Source organism: Pelagimonas phthalicica (assembly GCF_004364805.1).
GTDB classification, from domain to species: Bacteria; Pseudomonadota; Alphaproteobacteria; order Rhodobacterales; family Rhodobacteraceae; genus Pelagimonas; species Pelagimonas phthalicica.
Map to the genome: position 1 here is coordinate 1,544,734 of NZ_SOAP01000002.1, position 15,556 is coordinate 1,560,289.

The 15,556-nt window shown below is 54.6% G+C and carries 19 protein-coding genes; 6 read left to right on the forward strand and 13 right to left on the reverse strand.

Annotation, left to right across the window (positions count from 1 at the left end):
• Positions 1 to 140: 140 nt before the first annotated feature.
• Positions 141 to 1,439: a homoserine dehydrogenase gene (locus CLV87_RS17625; protein WP_099247507.1), complete on the reverse strand. Its 1,299-nt coding sequence runs from the start codon at positions 1,437 to 1,439 to the stop codon at positions 141 to 143.
• 134 nt (positions 1,440 to 1,573) lie between these two features.
• Positions 1,574 to 1,897, reverse strand: coding sequence for a hypothetical protein (locus CLV87_RS17630; protein WP_176556041.1), 324 nt, complete (start codon positions 1,895 to 1,897; stop codon positions 1,574 to 1,576).
• Positions 1,898 to 2,031: 134 nt separating this feature from the next.
• Here CLV87_RS17630 and CLV87_RS17635 point away from each other — a divergent pair, with 134 nt between their 5' ends.
• The 3 genes from CLV87_RS17635 (at position 2,032) to CLV87_RS17645 (ending at position 4,680) form a co-directional block, all read left to right on the forward strand.
• Positions 2,032 to 2,619, forward strand: a complete 588-nt coding sequence (locus CLV87_RS17635) for a TetR/AcrR family transcriptional regulator (RefSeq protein WP_099247509.1) — start codon at positions 2,032 to 2,034, stop codon at positions 2,617 to 2,619.
• Positions 2,620 to 3,106: 487 nt separating this feature from the next.
• A complete protein-coding gene (locus CLV87_RS17640) occupies positions 3,107 to 3,883 on the forward strand; it encodes a hypothetical protein (protein WP_099247511.1) in 777 nt (258 codons plus the stop codon).
• Between the two features lie 368 nt (positions 3,884 to 4,251).
• Entirely contained in the window at positions 4,252 to 4,680 is a 429-nt protein-coding gene (locus tag CLV87_RS17645) for a hypothetical protein (RefSeq protein ID WP_133840825.1), read from the forward strand.
• A gap of 541 nt (positions 4,681 to 5,221) precedes the next feature.
• Here the strand turns inward: CLV87_RS17645 and CLV87_RS17650 are convergent.
• From CLV87_RS17650 to CLV87_RS17660, 3 genes are all read right to left on the reverse strand, one after another.
• The gene (locus CLV87_RS17650) at positions 5,222 to 6,076 is read right to left on the reverse strand and encodes an SDR family NAD(P)-dependent oxidoreductase (protein ID WP_099247515.1); all 855 of its coding nucleotides are present in this window, start codon (positions 6,074 to 6,076) and stop codon (positions 5,222 to 5,224) included.
• A gap of 72 nt (positions 6,077 to 6,148) precedes the next feature.
• On the reverse strand, positions 6,149 to 6,778 hold the full coding sequence (locus CLV87_RS17655) for an FMN-dependent NADH-azoreductase (protein WP_099247517.1): 630 nt from the start codon (positions 6,776 to 6,778) through the stop codon (positions 6,149 to 6,151).
• Between the two features lie 41 nt (positions 6,779 to 6,819).
• Entirely contained in the window at positions 6,820 to 7,755 is a 936-nt protein-coding gene (locus CLV87_RS17660) for an alpha/beta fold hydrolase (RefSeq protein ID WP_099247519.1), read from the reverse strand.
• A gap of 187 nt (positions 7,756 to 7,942) precedes the next feature.
• On the opposite strand from CLV87_RS17660, the gene CLV87_RS17665 reads away from it, so the two are divergent.
• Positions 7,943 to 8,554 carry a CGNR zinc finger domain-containing protein gene (locus CLV87_RS17665; RefSeq protein WP_099247521.1) on the forward strand — a complete coding sequence of 204 codons (612 nt, stop codon included), beginning with the start codon at positions 7,943 to 7,945 and terminating at the stop codon, positions 8,552 to 8,554.
• Between the two features lie 136 nt (positions 8,555 to 8,690).
• Here the strand turns inward: CLV87_RS17665 and CLV87_RS24285 are convergent, their stop codons facing one another.
• From CLV87_RS24285 to CLV87_RS17705, 8 genes are all read right to left on the reverse strand, one after another.
• Positions 8,691 to 9,017, reverse strand: coding sequence for an integrase core domain-containing protein (locus CLV87_RS24285; RefSeq protein ID WP_099247523.1), 327 nt, complete (start codon positions 9,015 to 9,017; stop codon positions 8,691 to 8,693).
• 87 nt (positions 9,018 to 9,104) lie between these two features.
• Entirely contained in the window at positions 9,105 to 9,572 is a 468-nt protein-coding gene (locus tag CLV87_RS17675) for a hypothetical protein (RefSeq protein WP_099247525.1), read from the reverse strand.
• Between the two features lie 60 nt (positions 9,573 to 9,632).
• Positions 9,633 to 10,277, reverse strand: a complete 645-nt coding sequence (locus tag CLV87_RS17680) for a hypothetical protein (RefSeq protein ID WP_099247527.1) — start codon at positions 10,275 to 10,277, stop codon at positions 9,633 to 9,635.
• Entirely contained in the window at positions 10,274 to 10,726 is a 453-nt protein-coding gene (locus CLV87_RS17685; RefSeq protein ID WP_133840826.1) for a hypothetical protein, read from the reverse strand. The genes CLV87_RS17680 and CLV87_RS17685 overlap by 4 nt, the downstream gene beginning before the upstream one ends.
• Before the next feature lie 3 nt (positions 10,727 to 10,729).
• Positions 10,730 to 11,398, reverse strand: a complete 669-nt coding sequence (locus CLV87_RS17690; RefSeq protein ID WP_099247531.1) for a MotA/TolQ/ExbB proton channel family protein — start codon at positions 11,396 to 11,398, stop codon at positions 10,730 to 10,732.
• Complete coding sequence (locus CLV87_RS17695) at positions 11,399 to 11,716, reverse strand: hypothetical protein (RefSeq protein ID WP_099247533.1); 318 nt, start codon at positions 11,714 to 11,716, stop codon at positions 11,399 to 11,401.
• Between the two features lie 4 nt (positions 11,717 to 11,720).
• Positions 11,721 to 12,335, reverse strand: a complete 615-nt coding sequence (locus tag CLV87_RS17700; RefSeq protein WP_133840827.1) for a hypothetical protein — start codon at positions 12,333 to 12,335, stop codon at positions 11,721 to 11,723.
• Positions 12,336 to 12,376: 41 nt separating this feature from the next.
• Positions 12,377 to 13,072 carry a hypothetical protein gene (locus CLV87_RS17705; protein ID WP_133840828.1) on the reverse strand — a complete coding sequence of 232 codons (696 nt, stop codon included), beginning with the start codon at positions 13,070 to 13,072 and terminating at the stop codon, positions 12,377 to 12,379.
• A gap of 254 nt (positions 13,073 to 13,326) precedes the next feature.
• Between CLV87_RS17705 and CLV87_RS17710 the strand changes: the two genes are divergently transcribed.
• Together CLV87_RS17710 and CLV87_RS17715 are read left to right on the forward strand one after the other, a co-directional pair.
• The gene (locus tag CLV87_RS17710) at positions 13,327 to 14,553 is read left to right on the forward strand and encodes a hypothetical protein (protein WP_133840829.1); all 1,227 of its coding nucleotides are present in this window, start codon (positions 13,327 to 13,329) and stop codon (positions 14,551 to 14,553) included.
• Between the two features lie 176 nt (positions 14,554 to 14,729).
• Positions 14,730 to 15,509, forward strand: coding sequence for a hypothetical protein (locus CLV87_RS17715; protein WP_133840830.1), 780 nt, complete (start codon positions 14,730 to 14,732; stop codon positions 15,507 to 15,509).
• The last annotated feature ends 47 nt before the right edge of the window (positions 15,510 to 15,556 follow it).

The following is a 15,556-nucleotide window of genomic DNA, read 5'->3' on the forward strand; positions in this document are numbered from 1 at the left end:
CCCTCTCAGCGATCCAAGTGAGCAGTTTCTTGCCCGCTGCATCGCGGCACGCGCCCCCAAATTCCGTCCACGGAATTTGCAAATTCCATCAATGGAATTTGGACCCGCCCGCGGCCAGCGCTGCGGGTCCTAACACATGTTCAGACTTCTTCGATGCGCAGCGCAACGGGTGCGCCACTGACGACTCCGGTCTCTGGCAAGGCCCCCAGCGCATCATCCAGCGCCGCGCGCGTCGTCTTATGCGTGACGATCAGCACCGGCGCAGTGGCATCATCATGGCTGTATTGGCGCATGCGGTCAATGCTGACCCCCGCCTCGCCCAGCGCTGCGGCAACCTTGGCCATGGCACCCGGCTTATCCTCCAGCGACATGCGCAGATAATACGGGGCCGCCACGGTGGCCTTGGCCGGTTTCGCCGCCACCAGGCTGGTGGCCGGCTGGCCAAAGGTGCTCATCCGCAGGCCACGCGCAATATCCATCACGTCCCCCATGACCGCGCTGGCAGTCGGGCCTTCGCCCGCACCTGCGCCGCGCAGCACAACCTGGCCGACCTGATCCCCTTCGACCACCACCATATTGGTGCCGCCTTGCAATTGTCCCAAAGGCGAGGTCGCAGGCACAAGGCACGGCGTCATGGTCTGCTCCAACCCGCGCCCGGTCAGCCGGGTCACACCCAACAGCTTGATACGGTAGCCCATATCGGCGGCCTGAGTGATATCCTCGATGGTGACACAGCCGATGCCTTCCAGCTCGACCCCGTCAAAATTCACCTGAGTGCCAAAGGCGATCGAGCTCAGCAGCGACAGTTTGTGCCCCGCATCGATCCCGCCCACATCCAGGTTTGGGTCTGCCTCAAGGTAACCGAGCCCATCCGCCTCGGCAAAGGCGTCTTCATAGCTCAGCCCCGCATCCTCCATCCGGGTCAGGATGTAGTTACAGGTGCCGTTCATCACGCCCATGATGCGTTCAATATCATTGCCCGCCAGACCCTCGGTCAGGCTCTTGATGATCGGGATGCCTCCGGCCACCGCCGCCTCAAACCGCAGCACAGCGCCATTGGCCTCGGCCAGTTCCGCCAATTCCTGCCCATGATGGGCCAGCATCGCCTTATTGGCGGTGACCACATCCTTGCCCGCCTTCAGCGCCGCTTCGGTCGCCGCCTTGGCCGGACCATCGCTGCCGCCCATCAGCTCGACAAACACATCCACATCATCGCGGGTCGCCAGCGCCACCGGATCATCTTCCCAGGCATAATCACTCAGCGCCACGCCGCGATCCTTGTCCCGGTTGCGTGCCGAAACCGCCACGATCTCAACCTTACGCCCCGAGCGCTGCGCCAGCACATTGGCCTTTTGGCGCACAATCTTGATCACACCCGCGCCCACGGTCCCCAGACCGGCAATCCCTAGACGCAATGAGGTTTGCTGCGGATCGGACATGTCAAAGGCTCCTTCAAGACTGTGGTCGCGCGGCTGCGCACGGCTCTTCTGCCGCCTTAGCCCTCCTCGCGCCCATCTGCAACGGGTCACATGCCACACTGGCCCAAATTACCAGATCAAACGGCTGGTATCGCCTATTGCGCCCGCAACTCAGCCGCCTTCTGACGCAAGCGCGCCACACGCCGTTCAATCCCCGGTCCCGGGCCAACCCGCGCCGCCCGCAGCCGTGCCGCCCGTGCCCGCAACCCGCTGGTGCGCCCTTCGACCCGCGCGACCACCTCAACCGTGGCCGTCGGCTCTGGCCCGGTCAAGAGCTGCTCCAGCGGCACCAGTCGCGGATACTGCGCCTCAGCCACGCCCGGCGTCTCGCCCGCCTCCAGCTCTGGAAATTGCGCGCACCCGGCCAGCGCAAGCATCACCAGCCCCGCCATGCCACCGATATGTTTCACCAAACCCATATCCCCGTTCTGCCGCAAGCGCGCTGCCCCCGCAACACCCTATCCCGCTGCCCTGCCAGAACCTGCTCAAACCACCTGCCTATTCCGGCCCCCAATCCTCTTGCCCTGAACACCCGTTCAGTTACAAATACCCCATGGCACGTACCCAAGGTTCCCATTCCGAAATCACCGGCCCGCGCATCCGCGCCGCCGCCCTCAAGCTGTTTGCCGCCCATGGCTATGCTGCCGTCTCCATGCGCCAGATCGCGCGCGAAGTCGGGCTCCAGGCCGGGGCGCTCTACAATTACACCCCTGACAAACAGGACCTGCTGTTTTCCCTGATGAAGGCCCATATGGACGAGCTGCTCTCGGCCTGTGCAAGCCACGTCACCAGCGGCGATGCCACCACGCGGCTGCGCAATTTTGTCGATTTCCACATCCAGTTCCATATGGGCCGGGCGGATGAGATCTTTATCGCCTATATGGAGCTGCGCAATCTCAGCCCCGAAAATTTCGAAACCATCGAAGCCCTGCGCCGCGCCTACGAAGACACGCTCGGTGCCATTCTCGAGGCTGGGCTGACCGAAGGCGTCTTTGACGTGCCAGACCCCAAAGTCACCACCCGCGCCCTGATCGCCATGCTGACAGGCATCACCACCTGGTACCGCCCCGACGGATACCTGTCCCCCGCCGATGTCTCCGAGATCTACTGGAACATGACCCGCAAGGCGGTGGGGGTTTGAGGGGAAGTGTCTGTGATGCGCAGGGAGCTGACATTGCAACGTCATATGACGAGCGAGGAGACTGCAGGTCACAGTATTCCACGAACCAACGACTATTAAAAGGTTTTACCACCTAGGAAAGAAACTCCGCGCTACGACACCCTCGGCGAAATGAATACAATTACCAAACCTTCGATGTGGCGCAAATATGGGGCTTTTGCGGTGACAACAGAAGGTTGACTGAGCCACTGTAGATTTGGCTCCTACTCCTCTTGACACGAATAGTCTGTCCATCTGCCCTAGCAACGAAACTATATAGGCCTCACACCGGTATACATTAGGTCTTGGGCAAAGAGCTTGCCCAAAGGTATCCGAGAATTCGGTTGCAAAACAACACCCTAAACGATAGTATTCCAGGGTGGACAGTGCGCCCAAGGGACACGAAAACCAAAGTGGTTTCACCCTGTCGATGTATTGTTTGTTATAATGAAGAATCTGGAGTTATAAATTGAAAGCCTATCGACTTGCGAAATTCTCTGTTATTTCAACCTTTAGTGTTCTTTTTGAGATATCCGAAGTCGACCACGCCGAGGCTCAAGGCCTGAACGCCGTGGAACTCAGCCTGAGCCAAGGCAACGACTCTCTACAGGACGATGAATACAGTTTTACTCGATATAGCTTTGCAGCGGAAATGGGCGTTTTACAAGACCTGTCGATCCAATATGAATTGGAAAGAACCGACACGAAGCGGTTCATTATAAATACAACGGATGTTGACATTAAACACACCGTCCACTTCATCTACAATATAAGCCCTTCATCCAAAGCTGGTTTTTATCTAGGATCAATAGATAAAGACCGCCGTGGAGACGGGCGCTTCGCTGGCCTAGAGTATCGAAAGGATTTTGCGAGGACCTCGATTGAATTATTTGCGGAATCAGGAACTAATACCGACTTTGACTTTGACCTTCAGAGTGCCGGCGCAGAAGTTTTTGTTAAGCTTAACTCAAACGGGAAAATCGGCGCATCGTATTCATCAAGCCAAACCAAACATGAAAAGGGCACTTTTCGTTCGAACCAGGATTCGTTTGGGCTGAGCTTTGAGTATGATTTTGCCCGAAACTTGACGTCATTTGCGCGAATTCAAAGAGACATCTATAGCGAATCCACCTCAAGATATTCCGCACGCGATCTGGAAACATCAATTGAAGCGGGTATTGTTTTTACATTGGATCGCAATCGAGGGGTCAGCTTTGGTCGCCGTGCTCCAAGCATTTGGCAATAGTTTATTTTGCCTTGTTTCCACTACAGAACAATTTAAAGGCGCTGGCACAAAACCAACGACTTTGTGCCAATCACAGCGAACTCGCCTGAGAATTTGACGCTGTCTGCGATGGCACAAGCGGAGGCGACTCTTGCTTGGTGGAGAAGTCAGCGGTCTCCAAGAAAACGTTGACTTCTCCCAATTGCGACAAAACGTTATTACAAACGTAAACGACCTACCGAATGATGAAGGCAAAGAGTTTACCCGAAAAGTTGTACACAGAACTGCAACGCGCAAGGGAGTTTTTATAGCATTGGGGCAAAACGCGCAGAGGACTTGACTGAATAATGTCTAGGGATCGTGGTTCAATAACAGTTAAACTAAAGGGAATGACCGCCTACGACATCTCACGGTTACTGTTGCGCAATCTACTTTCGAACGGCTGGATACACGAGGACGGTGATCACCAAGAGCAAGGGGTTCTTTTATCGTTTTCAGACTTCAATTTCCGGGCAAACAACCACACAAGCGAGGAACTCGATGAACTTTTTTCCCAGCCCCCCGACGCGGGGCAAGGCATATCTCTTTTCGCCCCATTTCCCAAAGACGATCTAACCTTTGAATTCACAGTTCAAGATGAACACTTGCTGATCGTTTTTCCTGATGGGGTTGACGATGTGCCTGGTCTTCAGTTTGTCGACCTCAACAAATATCTCACCGAAATTCAGGAGTTGATCTTCCTGTCGTTCGGCTCTCATACTCTTGAGTTCAACATTTATGTCGACAGAAATGTCAAAGAACGACATCAGCCAATTTAAATAGGCGACAGCGTACCTTCCGCCCCGATTAAGGGACAAGCTTAACACTCTCTAACAAAACCTTACCCATTTCCCCACCTCAAAGAGCCTGCAATCCAGCCTCCCCCACCCAATCTCTCCGAAACTCGGGCAGAATCGGACAGATTGCCTGGCGGGCTTGATCCGGGGCCCCGGATTGCGGGGGGAAATAGCGGGGGCAATCCCCCCAAACGCGAGGCCTTTTGTACAGATTGCCCCGTTGCGGATCGACCGAGCGGCCCGTTAACCCCACCGCCCGGTGTTGCAACCCGTTTTGCACGAAGCCGCGGAAATTGTGCAATCAAACTGACCACTGGACAAGTGAAAGAGCAGACGGACACCTCTGGTCTGGACTTCCCAATGTGGGGATGCCCACCTTGATCGCCGTGATCGCAATTTCGGTGGGCGTTGGTTCAAACGACTAGGGTCAGGCCTTTAACCTGACTCATCAAGCGACACGAACGTCCCGAGAGCGCCAAATGCGTGGCAGGGTATTCGTGTCGCAAGTTTAAGGTCGGGCGATCTATGCGCTCGCTTTTTTGGCCGGGGTTTTGTCAATGCGCTTTTGGTAAGACCTCATCGCATTCTCAATCAGAAAGCCAAAAAGATAGACAGGCCATGACCTTGGAATCAAACGATTCTCCCAGGCATAGGCCTTGTTCAGCATGCCGGACACGACACTCATTTTTCGGCCCAGATTTCTCAGCCCAACGCGCGCGACGCGTCTTGGGTTTTGTGCGACCATTGGCAAAAGGGCCGCGTTCATCTTCAACCCGTCAGCGAAAGGTGTCGCGGTCAGGCCCGGAGACAGCGTCAGAACGTCAATGCCCTGCTTGCTCATCTCCACCGTCAATGCTTCTCCCAGGGTAAGTACATAAGCCTTTGTCGCCGCATAAACCGCAAAGTTAGGCGTGCCCTGATAAGCAAACAGACTTGATACAAGAATAATGCCTGCCCGCTTCCTACCAGGCGTCTGCTCCGCAGCCATCGCCGTACCAAACAGGTGGGCAAGTTCGCTTGGAGCATCCACATTCAATCGGATCATTCGACGGAGATCGGTATAGTCCTTCTCAAGGAAAGGCCCCATTTCGTCGATACCTGCACTGGCAATCAGGAGACCAACGTCAAGGTCTTCAACCTGCGCATGCAGCGCAGCTGCGGCCCCCTCCTGGACCAGGTCCAGAGCAATCACACGTGTTTGGATATCGTGCTGCAACACCAACTCATGTGACAGTTGATCAAGGGCATCCTGGTTCCTGGCCACAAGGATGAGGTCGAACTTTTGGGCCGCAAGTTCACGGGCCATTTCCTTGCCAATGCCAGAGGACGCTCCCGTTACCAGGGCCCACCCATCATAGGTTTTCTTCAAATTTCGCATTTTGACTTTCCATTTCTAACGGTCAGCCGACGGGCAAAGAGCGGCTGATGAGGACGAATGAGACAATCGCAATCAGGTGATGTCGCGCGTGAGGTCGATGGCCTTGGCAATGGCGGCCTCCTGGTCGCGTTCGGGATCTGCCGTCAAAAGAGAGGGTTGGAATCGGACATCTTTCACGTCCTTGACGCCGACAAAATCCAGCCACCAGGCAAGGTATTCCGATTGGAAATCGCTGCCGTATTTCTTGTCAGCGCCCGGAGCCCAAACTCCGGCAGTATAGAACACCACCGCCTTTTTGCCCTCAAGAAGTCCGGAATATCCGGCCTCTGGATCAAACCCGAACAGCAGCCCGGGCTGCGTGATAGTATCGATATATTGCTTTAGCTTATAAGGAACACCTCCGTTCCACATGGGTACGGAAAGGACGTAGATGTCGGCATCCATAAATCGCGACGTGATGGCAACGACTTGATCCCAGGCCGACTGCTGGGACGCGCCCATTTCCCCGACACCGAAAAAGGTCATCTTCGCTGCGGCTTTGTCCCCATCAAACTCTGGCAAATCTTCCTTCCAAAGCTCGATGGTGTCGACAATGAGAGAAGGGTCTTTACGTGTTGCAGCCTCAAGATAGGCCTGGGCCAATTTGCTGGATTGAGACGCATCACCTCGCGGAGAAGCTACGATATTTAGAATTTTCGTCATGGGTTTATCCTCGTGATTTGGGGAAATAGGTGGAGCGGTCGTTAGCGGGACATAAAGTCATGAATGGCGGCGCTGATCTCAGCGACATGTGTTTCCAGTGCGAAGTGGCCTGCATCAAACAGATGCACGTCAGCAGCCGGCACCAGTTCCTGGATGGCTGAGACCCCATCGGTCAGAAAGAAAGGGTCGTTGCGCCCCCATACAATCAAAGTGTCCGGCTGGTGTTCGGCCAGATACGATTGCCATTCGGGGTACTGGGCAACGTTGTCCTGATAGTTCCAAAGGTATTCGAGCTGGATGTCGTGATTGCCCGGTCTGTCCAATCCCGCCTGGTCATGGACCCAGGCATCGGGATTGATGCGCTCAGCCAAGGTCGCGCCTTGGGTATATTGCCAGCGAGTTGTTTCAGGCGCAAAGAACCCGCGCAATGGTGCCTCGGTTTCAACTGTCCGGTTGCCCCAAAATGGCGCAAATTGGCTCACGATATCGGGGTTCCAACCCTGCGCATGTATGGTCGCATTTTGGATGATGATCCCGTCAACCCTGTCTGGATTGGCCAGTGCCATCCGAAACCCGACCGGGCCGCCGAAATCTTGCATGAAAAGCGTGTAATTTGAGAGTTCAAGCGTCTCAGTGAACTCTATTATTGTCGCCGCCAGTGTCGCGAAATCATAATCGTAACCCTCGGCGTCCGGTGCGGAGGATTGACCAAATCCAGGGTAATCCGGCGCAATGACATGATAGGTTTCAGCCAGTTCTGGGATCAAATTCCGGAACATATGCGACGATGATGGGAAACCATGCAGGAGCAAGAGGGTTGGCGCGGATTTGGGACCGGCCTCGCGGTAGAAAAGGGAGACCTCGCCGATCTCGACCGTGTTGTAGGTCACTTGGTGATCGGTGGCACCAGCGGCCAAGACCGGCAAAGCCGACGAGAAAAAGAGCAAAGCGCCTGAGGTGAAAAGTGAGGGCGTCATGGGGCGGCATCCTTAAGTAACCATTGTTATCAAGTTTAGATGGTTACTTGATGCCGCCAGACAGTAGCTTTGACAAATCACGATTTTTTGCGCCACAACGAAGGAAATATAACTTGCAAAGCTATCGTTAGAAGGTTATGTCGTGCGATTGCCAATAGTCGCTACTTCACCAGGAGCCACAATCGCCATGGACGAAATTCGCCCAGCCGCATTTTTCATCGGCGAGAGCACGGCTCTGGATTTTGTCAACTCCGTCGCCGCGCCAAGATCAACAGAGTTTGAATGGCTCGCATCGGGTGACGATGTCCTGGATTGGTTACACTTGGCCGGTCTGTTGTCCGAGACGGAACGGTCCGCCCTGGCGCAACCCAAACACGAAACTGCATTAGAACGGGCGGCAGCGGATTTGCGGACCTTTCGGGAGGAGTTTCGCGACTTGGTCCACTTGATTACTACCGAGAAACAGGTGCCGCCGGATCACGCCTTGATCGCAAAACTCAATCACCTGATGGCACAAGGTCAGCAATCGCTGCGTCTGGTCGCAAGCGGGTCTGATGACCAACAGATTGCTCTCAAACTCGAATATGACATCGCCAGCCCCGAAGATCTCTTACCGCGCATCGCCGCATCATGCGCCGAGTTTATCGCCAAGGCCGACCTCAGATATGTTCGGCTCTGCGAAGGTTCGGGATGCACGTTGTTTTTCAACGATGTCAGCAAGAACCACAAAAGGCGTTGGTGCAGCATGGAGGTCTGCGGCAATCGCGCCAAGGCCGCCGCATACAGAAATCGGACCTAGGCCGTCATTCCTTCGAGAAAAACGCGGTGTTCGGTCCAAAGCGGAATTGAGAGCATAGGAGGTGACGGTAAAGATCGCATGCTGGCTTTCGTCACTTCAGCGACCGTCGGTCAAATGAAGGTGTGCAAATGGCGCATTAAGATCTGGCGAGACCTAGCTGATAAGCCCCACTTGAGTGGTCCAGTTGCATGATTGGCCTTTGGTCCACCTGAACGATGGTTTCGGAGGCCGGTGGGCGGTATCTCAATGCGCAGTGTGGTCGGTTGGTGTTATATGTCCACAGCCATCGCCTGGCGTGGTCTTGCACCTCAACACATTCGGCACGCGCTTTGGGAATTTCGTGACGCGCATGGATTTGTTTTTGTGCCGTAGGGCGACCTGAAAAGAAACGAAGCAGGTTTTCAGGAAGGGATACACCCCAACCAGGACCTTCATTATGCAATGACGTATTCGGTTGCAGCATCTCTGAATGATCTGTTCAAACGGTTATAGGTGAGCCCGCCGCGCGCTCCTAAAAATTGGGTGACAGGCAGCGCAAACTGAATAAAAGTTATTCTTGCAGTTTCAGCAATAGATGCGCGACGGTCCCTTTCTTGGTTCTTACAGACACCCAGCCGCTGTTTGCTTGGCTACACAAGCGCAATCGCCCCTCGCTTTGGGCAAAAAAAGCTGAGTAGTCTCGCTTAAAACTCAACCCCACAAACCAAGGTCCCAGCTTGTCGCAATCCGCAACATCGGGAAGCAAAATCAGCGTTTCTGGTGAAATTTCTCTGGCGACGGCGACTTGGACGGTGCGGCCATTTTCCGAGAAGGGGGCGAGGCCCATTTCAGCAACCGGGTCCAATTTTGGAGAAGGTTGAGGCACAATATCAGGCGATTGCAGCGCATATTCCCTTTCGATCACATCAATCATCAAATCGGCCAGGTTATCGACAAGCGGGTTCGTCACTTCGGCGATTGCAATCGACGCGAAATGAATTTGAACAGCAGCAGCAAACAGCAGGGACTTAACAGTCATTGAGCCCTCAAAATAAAAAATTAGCGCAATGCACTTAGAATATTCTATTGTCAGAATAGGTCAATACGCGCGCAACACCCCCTGGAAAGAGAAACTTTGGCGGGTTCTGCGCTCTGTCATCTTGTTATTCCCAGTGACAAAATTCACCGTCAGCGGGCGTCCCAATTTCTCGGCCACGTCCATCAACTCAGGTAAAAAACTCGCCGCTGCGCCGAAAATTATCACGCGCGCAGGGGCGGTCTCTTCTGCCCAGGTCTGAAGCTCTGTTTGCGCATCAAGTTTTTGCGAAAAGACACCGCCGGTCTCGATCCGGTCCGTGTCTGGCAACAGGATCTCAAAAGCCTCAAAGCCGCCCAGGCTTTCTCGATCCGGGATCAAAGTGATGTCTGCACCGCTGACTGGATCCGTGGCCGCCAGATGCGCGGTTTGCGTAGTGCTCAGCAATCGCGCCGCCGCGTCATAATCCAGCTGCAACAGCACACCATCGCGCAAGAGCCACGTATCCAGCCTAGGAAATGGGGCCGCCAAAGAACTGACGGCGATGGGATCCGTCTTTGGTTCCTTGCTCTTGTAGGAAAAGAAGGTTGGGCCAATGGAGGATGATGCAGCCATCACCACCAGAATAACCAGAATCATCGCAAATAACGCAACGACGGCATCCAATTGATAGCTCTCATCGGCCCCGCCGGTTTGACGGCGTCTCATGGATTGGCCTCCGGTGGCGGGACAAGCACCATGCTGACCGCCAGTAAAGCCCTTGCGCTGTTTTCCTCCCAAACGTCACTTTCATTGTTCTGAGAACGCGCCTCTCTGAGCGCTGACAGTGCGCAGCGCCCTTGGTTGGGATCCGCCTCAAGCCGCACCCGCAACAAAAGAGCGTCCGGAGAGGGTGTATTTGCCAAAAGAGCCATCGCTTCTTTTGGAGTGTAGCTGTCGCTGTCCGACAGCGCCCACCACTCGGGCAGGGTCACAAAGCTGAGCTTCCCCTCCGCACAACGCAGTGTCACGTCAGCATACGGTTGCGCACCATCTGTCGGAGATGGCTTTGATGACAAGATCAGAAAAATCAGCAGGATAGCCGTGCCGCCAACAAAAGCGTCAACCATGGCTAGCAGCGGAATACCCGCAGCCCCCTGTCTTGTCGCGCGTGCCATGGATCAACGCTCGGCACTATGTGCCAAGTGGTCAAACGTGGCCTCTATGACCTTGCTTCCCACAAGACAAACCAGCGCCCCTGCCAAGCCGATAAGTGTTGTATCAAAGGCAACGTGCAAATTTGACAGCACCGGTTGCAAGGCGTCCGGATTGCCGATCGCCCCTGGCAAGGCCTCGATCGCCCCGGACAGGCCGACGACGGTTCCCAAGAAACCCAGCATCGGAAACGCGCTTAGTCCAAATGAAAGCGGGACCGCCAGTTCTTCGCCATCCTGGCTTACAATCAGGGCGTCTTCGGTCAGGTCTTGCTTTTGCCGCAGGCGCAACGGGCGGGCGGTGACAAGCCTGAGCAGCAGCCCAAGACCTCCGGCAGGCCCATCAACGGAGCCTTTATTGACCTCGACGGCCTCGATCAACATCATACTGACCTGCAAAATCGTGTAGAGAACCGGCACCAGACATGCCGCAGCAAAGGCAAGTCGCACAGGATCCAGCGCAATGCGTGCCAGCAAGCTGTCGGCGGTTTCTTCACCGGGCACATCCTGCAAAAACAGATCACGCCGGATCATCAGCAGCAAAAAGATAAGCGCCGCGCAAACAATAAAGCTGCGCCAAGGTCTGACCACGCGCAGCTTTTGATGTTGTGTCTCAGAGGTTTCCGAAGCAGTCATCTAGTCGGTTTCCTTGATGTCCGAGAGGATCAATTGCAGCTCTTTGCGTTGGCTGACGAACTCGGCGCGCTTCGCCTTGAGAACTTCGATCTGGTCAATCAGATCAGCTGACGCACCAAACCCGGCATTGGCCTCGGCTTCAGCAATATCCTTGTCAAGATCCGCGATGAACGTCGCGAGGACCGCGTCTAAATCCTTAACCTTGTTATACAATTCGTCCAGCTCGTTTGTCACGACGTCTTGCGCGACAGCAGGCGATGCCAACACAAAGGCCAAGGCGCTGATCGCAAGCGCCTTGGTTACCAATTCCCGCAACACCGACTTAGTTCTCGACCAGGTTCGGGTCGCGCTCTCTCAGAGCCTTTTCGACCTCACCAACACGTTCGGTCCCTTCTTTGATGATCCCGGTCGCATCATCAAAAAGTTTCTGGATCTGGTCATAGCGCTTGGCTTTGATCAGGAACTTGACCCGCGTCCGTTCAGCCTCGACAGCACGAATACGGCGGTCCAAAGCCTCGAATTCACGTTTCAGAACTTCGCCCTGATCAGAGAATACCTTCGCATCCTCCAGGAAGATCTCTTCGAAATCCAGAAACCCCTCAACCTTGGCATCCGCCGCGTCCGCCAGGGCCGCTTGCTCAAAGGCTTCGAGACGGGTGATATAGGTTCCGTCCGCGGCACCAATCGCCGCATGCGCCTTCAGGGTTTCGATCATTTCGTCAAAGGTCTTGTCCGCTTCTTCAAGCTTCAACCCGGCCGCGTCGATCCCGTCCGAGAGTTCCTGAATCCGTGCCAGTGTTGCTTCTCGGCTTGCTGCAATATCTTCAACGATTTTAGCCAGATCGCCCGGTTCAGTCTCTTGTGCCGCAAGCGGGGTGACCCCCATGCCCACGATAACACAAATCGTCGCTGCAAAGCCCCGCAATGAGTGGATCATAACATGTACTCCAGTTCAGTTGATCACTTGGTATTTGAAATTCATTCGCATTTCTGAGGGCCGATAAAGCCCAGGGTAAAGATCGCATCCAGATCACGATTGAGATCCGTCAGCATAGAGCTGATCTGCTTGCTTTGCGCTTCGGCACCATCCAGGGATTTTCGCAGATCATCCTGAAAAAAGTTGATCACCAGCTCGCAGTTCGGGAAATTTCCGTTGGAACAAAAATCCCCCCGTTCATCGAGCCACAGGGTATAATTTTTGCGACAGGTCGAGATATCGCCCAGATTGCCGTCCAGAACAGTGGCACGCCCCCGAAGCCCCTTTGCACCCACAACCATGGTCAGCATGCGTTCTTCGGGGATCGTACAGGCGAGTTCTCTCAGGCGGTCTGGGTTCAACTCTCCTTCGCCCGTATCGATGGTGCCCAGCTCAGTATATTCGAGCTGCACCAGGCCCGTTTCTTCGGCCAGACATTCAAACATTTTCGACACGGCTTCATCGGATGCGGCGCAATCGGGCAGTTCTGAAAAAAAGGCGTTGTAGAGCTTCAGCCATTCAGGATCAGACTTGATGATGGCATTGGCTTCGCGGCTGGTACTGCGCGCAAGTTCCACACATTTCCCCAGCGTTGTCAGCTCAACCACTGGCTGAGAGACACATTGGGCCGCATCGGCACCCGGAGCGGCAGAAATCGCCGCGGCACACCCATCAGCATTCTTGATCAGAAAATCCACATCCGTGCAGGCCGGCTTGCATTTGTTGGGGCAATCAGAAAGAACCGAGCCTTCTCCACATTGAGCAAGCAGCTTTGGCAGGTTCGCCTCGTCTGCTAAAGCCGCCTTTGGAAGCGTCAAGGATGCAGAAAGGACGCAGAGTTTAAGGAGGGTTTTCATGCCTATCAAGTGTTTCAATCGTTCAAGTCCCACATTAAGCTTTGGTCAAATTATTCTATGATTTGAGTATGATTCTCTTGTTGAAAGGCTAGCGAATGAAACCCAATTTGCAACACTTCAATTGGGTAACACCTGTTCCCAGAAAAGCCGTGCTTTCACTTAACTCTCTATTTTTACTATTTTTTTTCGCCACAAAACCAGCGTTGGCACAGGAAACCCAACCTGTCCTCGAACAGCCCCCATTGCCCAAGCTGTGCCAAGAGCAAAACCTCTCATCCGGGGACTGTCTGACCTTGCTCGGCAGCCAAGTGTCGCTTCTGGAGCAACAAAGAGACACGCTGTTGGAGCGCGTGACAGCGCTTGAAACCGCCCCCAAAGAGCCCGTAGTCGCGCTGCCTGAAAACTGTCACCAAGCAAATATGAGCATCGAACAGTGTTTGAAGTATTATGTTGACAACAACGAGACCATAAGAAAAATCGCCGTTGCAAAAATCGAGGCGCTTAAAAACCCTGATAAGGTCGATCCGGAACTGGCAGAAAATTACGCCGCAGCTCAAGTAGAAATCACTCGCCTTTTGGATGAGCTCGGAAAGGTCAATGAGAACTCTGATCAATTGGCCGCCGCACAGTTGGAAATTCAGCGCCTCACCGATTTGCTGGCCCAAGCGCCCTCCCAAGCCACGCCAGCCCCAAAACTGTCTCATGACCTGGCAGACGCCCGGGCGAAGATCACAGAATTGCAGAACCAACTGGATCAACAAGCCGCGGCATTCCAATCCGCAGAAAGCCCTGTCGTTCCTGAGGTGTTGGCACTCGATCCAGACGAAGCGCCCGGCGGCGATGAAACGGTTGCCGTCAAAGATGTTTGTGTCGCTCTTGAGAATAAAATGAAGGAACGGTTTGCGGAGCAGCTCAAGAACATTACTGTGACCATGGATCATGACAAATGTGTCCAAGACACCATGGCAGAGCTGCGCCGCTATCACCTCGCGATTTTGCGCGAACATTCGGCATTCTTGGACGCGATGTCGCAACCCGACAAAGACAAATCCGCTCCGAAAGACGAAGCTACCGCGCTGATTTCCTGCAAAACGCCCACACAGGTCGAATTGCGCAATTTGCTGGAAGAACGCAAAGACATCTTCAGCAATCTATCCCCAGTCCGCCAGACCCGCCTGATCAGTGAATTGGCTGGCGGAGAAAGCATAGACGCCACTTTTTCAAAGGTCTGGCCCAACAATCTCGAGTCCGAAAAGGCCACAACGTTGCTATGTCAAAGCTTCCCTAAAATCTGCAGCGAGGGCAGTACAGCGTGCGGTTAAAGGTTGTTCTGGCCGGTCTTGTTGCGCTTTGTGTTGTAACTGCATCCGAGGCCCAAGAGAACAAATGCACTGGTTTTCGGTTTGCCCCCTGCCTGATTGTCCAGCCAGCGCCGGTTCCCCCACCTGGATGTGACGGGATTTGTAAAAAGTTGAGCGAGCAGATGGAACGCGGGTGCATGTTAGATGGAACCCAACCCTACGCAGATACGATTTTTCTGCGTCAAAATCTGACAACTAGGATCCCAGATGACGCACGTCGCGCGCTCACTCTTGCGGCGCTTGCGCAAAGTGTTGATGAAGTCTCGGCACAACTGTCCGAGACAGTGACCAGTTCTGATCCGTTGGTGGCCTATGCGGCATATCTTGAGATCGCGCTTTCGGCAGCCAGATCAGGGAGTATCACAGATCAGCGTGCCTCTTACGCGTTGTCCCGCATGTCTGAACTGGAGTTGCAGACGGTTACAAAGAGTGATCTCGCCTTTCTACGCGCGCTTCAGGCCGAGGCGCAAGGCGATGTCGAAGCAGCGCTGACCCACACGCAAGCGGCGATCGAACAAGAGCCCCGGTTTTTCAACGCTTTGGCTTTGGATCTGCGTCTTCGCCTCGCCACCGGTCAGCACCTGCGCGGCCCTGCAAGCGCCTTTGCACAAACCGCCAGCTGTCAGTCGGAATTCCACGAGCTGCTGCGCGTATTGGCATTGATCGCCGATCTTGAGCCCTGCAAAAGCATGGCGGCTCATCTGGAGCTCTTCCTTTCCCGGCAAATCGTTGTTCCAGAAGACGCGCCGGGCATGCATGCGATCGCAACCTACCTCGCAGTTTTATCCAAACGAAAGGATCTTGCACAAAGCGCTTTTGATCGTTTCATGCAGCCGCCACGCCCAATATGTGCCACCGAAATCGGCGCTGAACTGGACAGGTTTCTTGACCTGCTGGCTGAGGACAAACAGCCATGAGGATTTGGTTCACATGGCTAGGCTGGGCGCTTTGGGTGTTTCTTCTT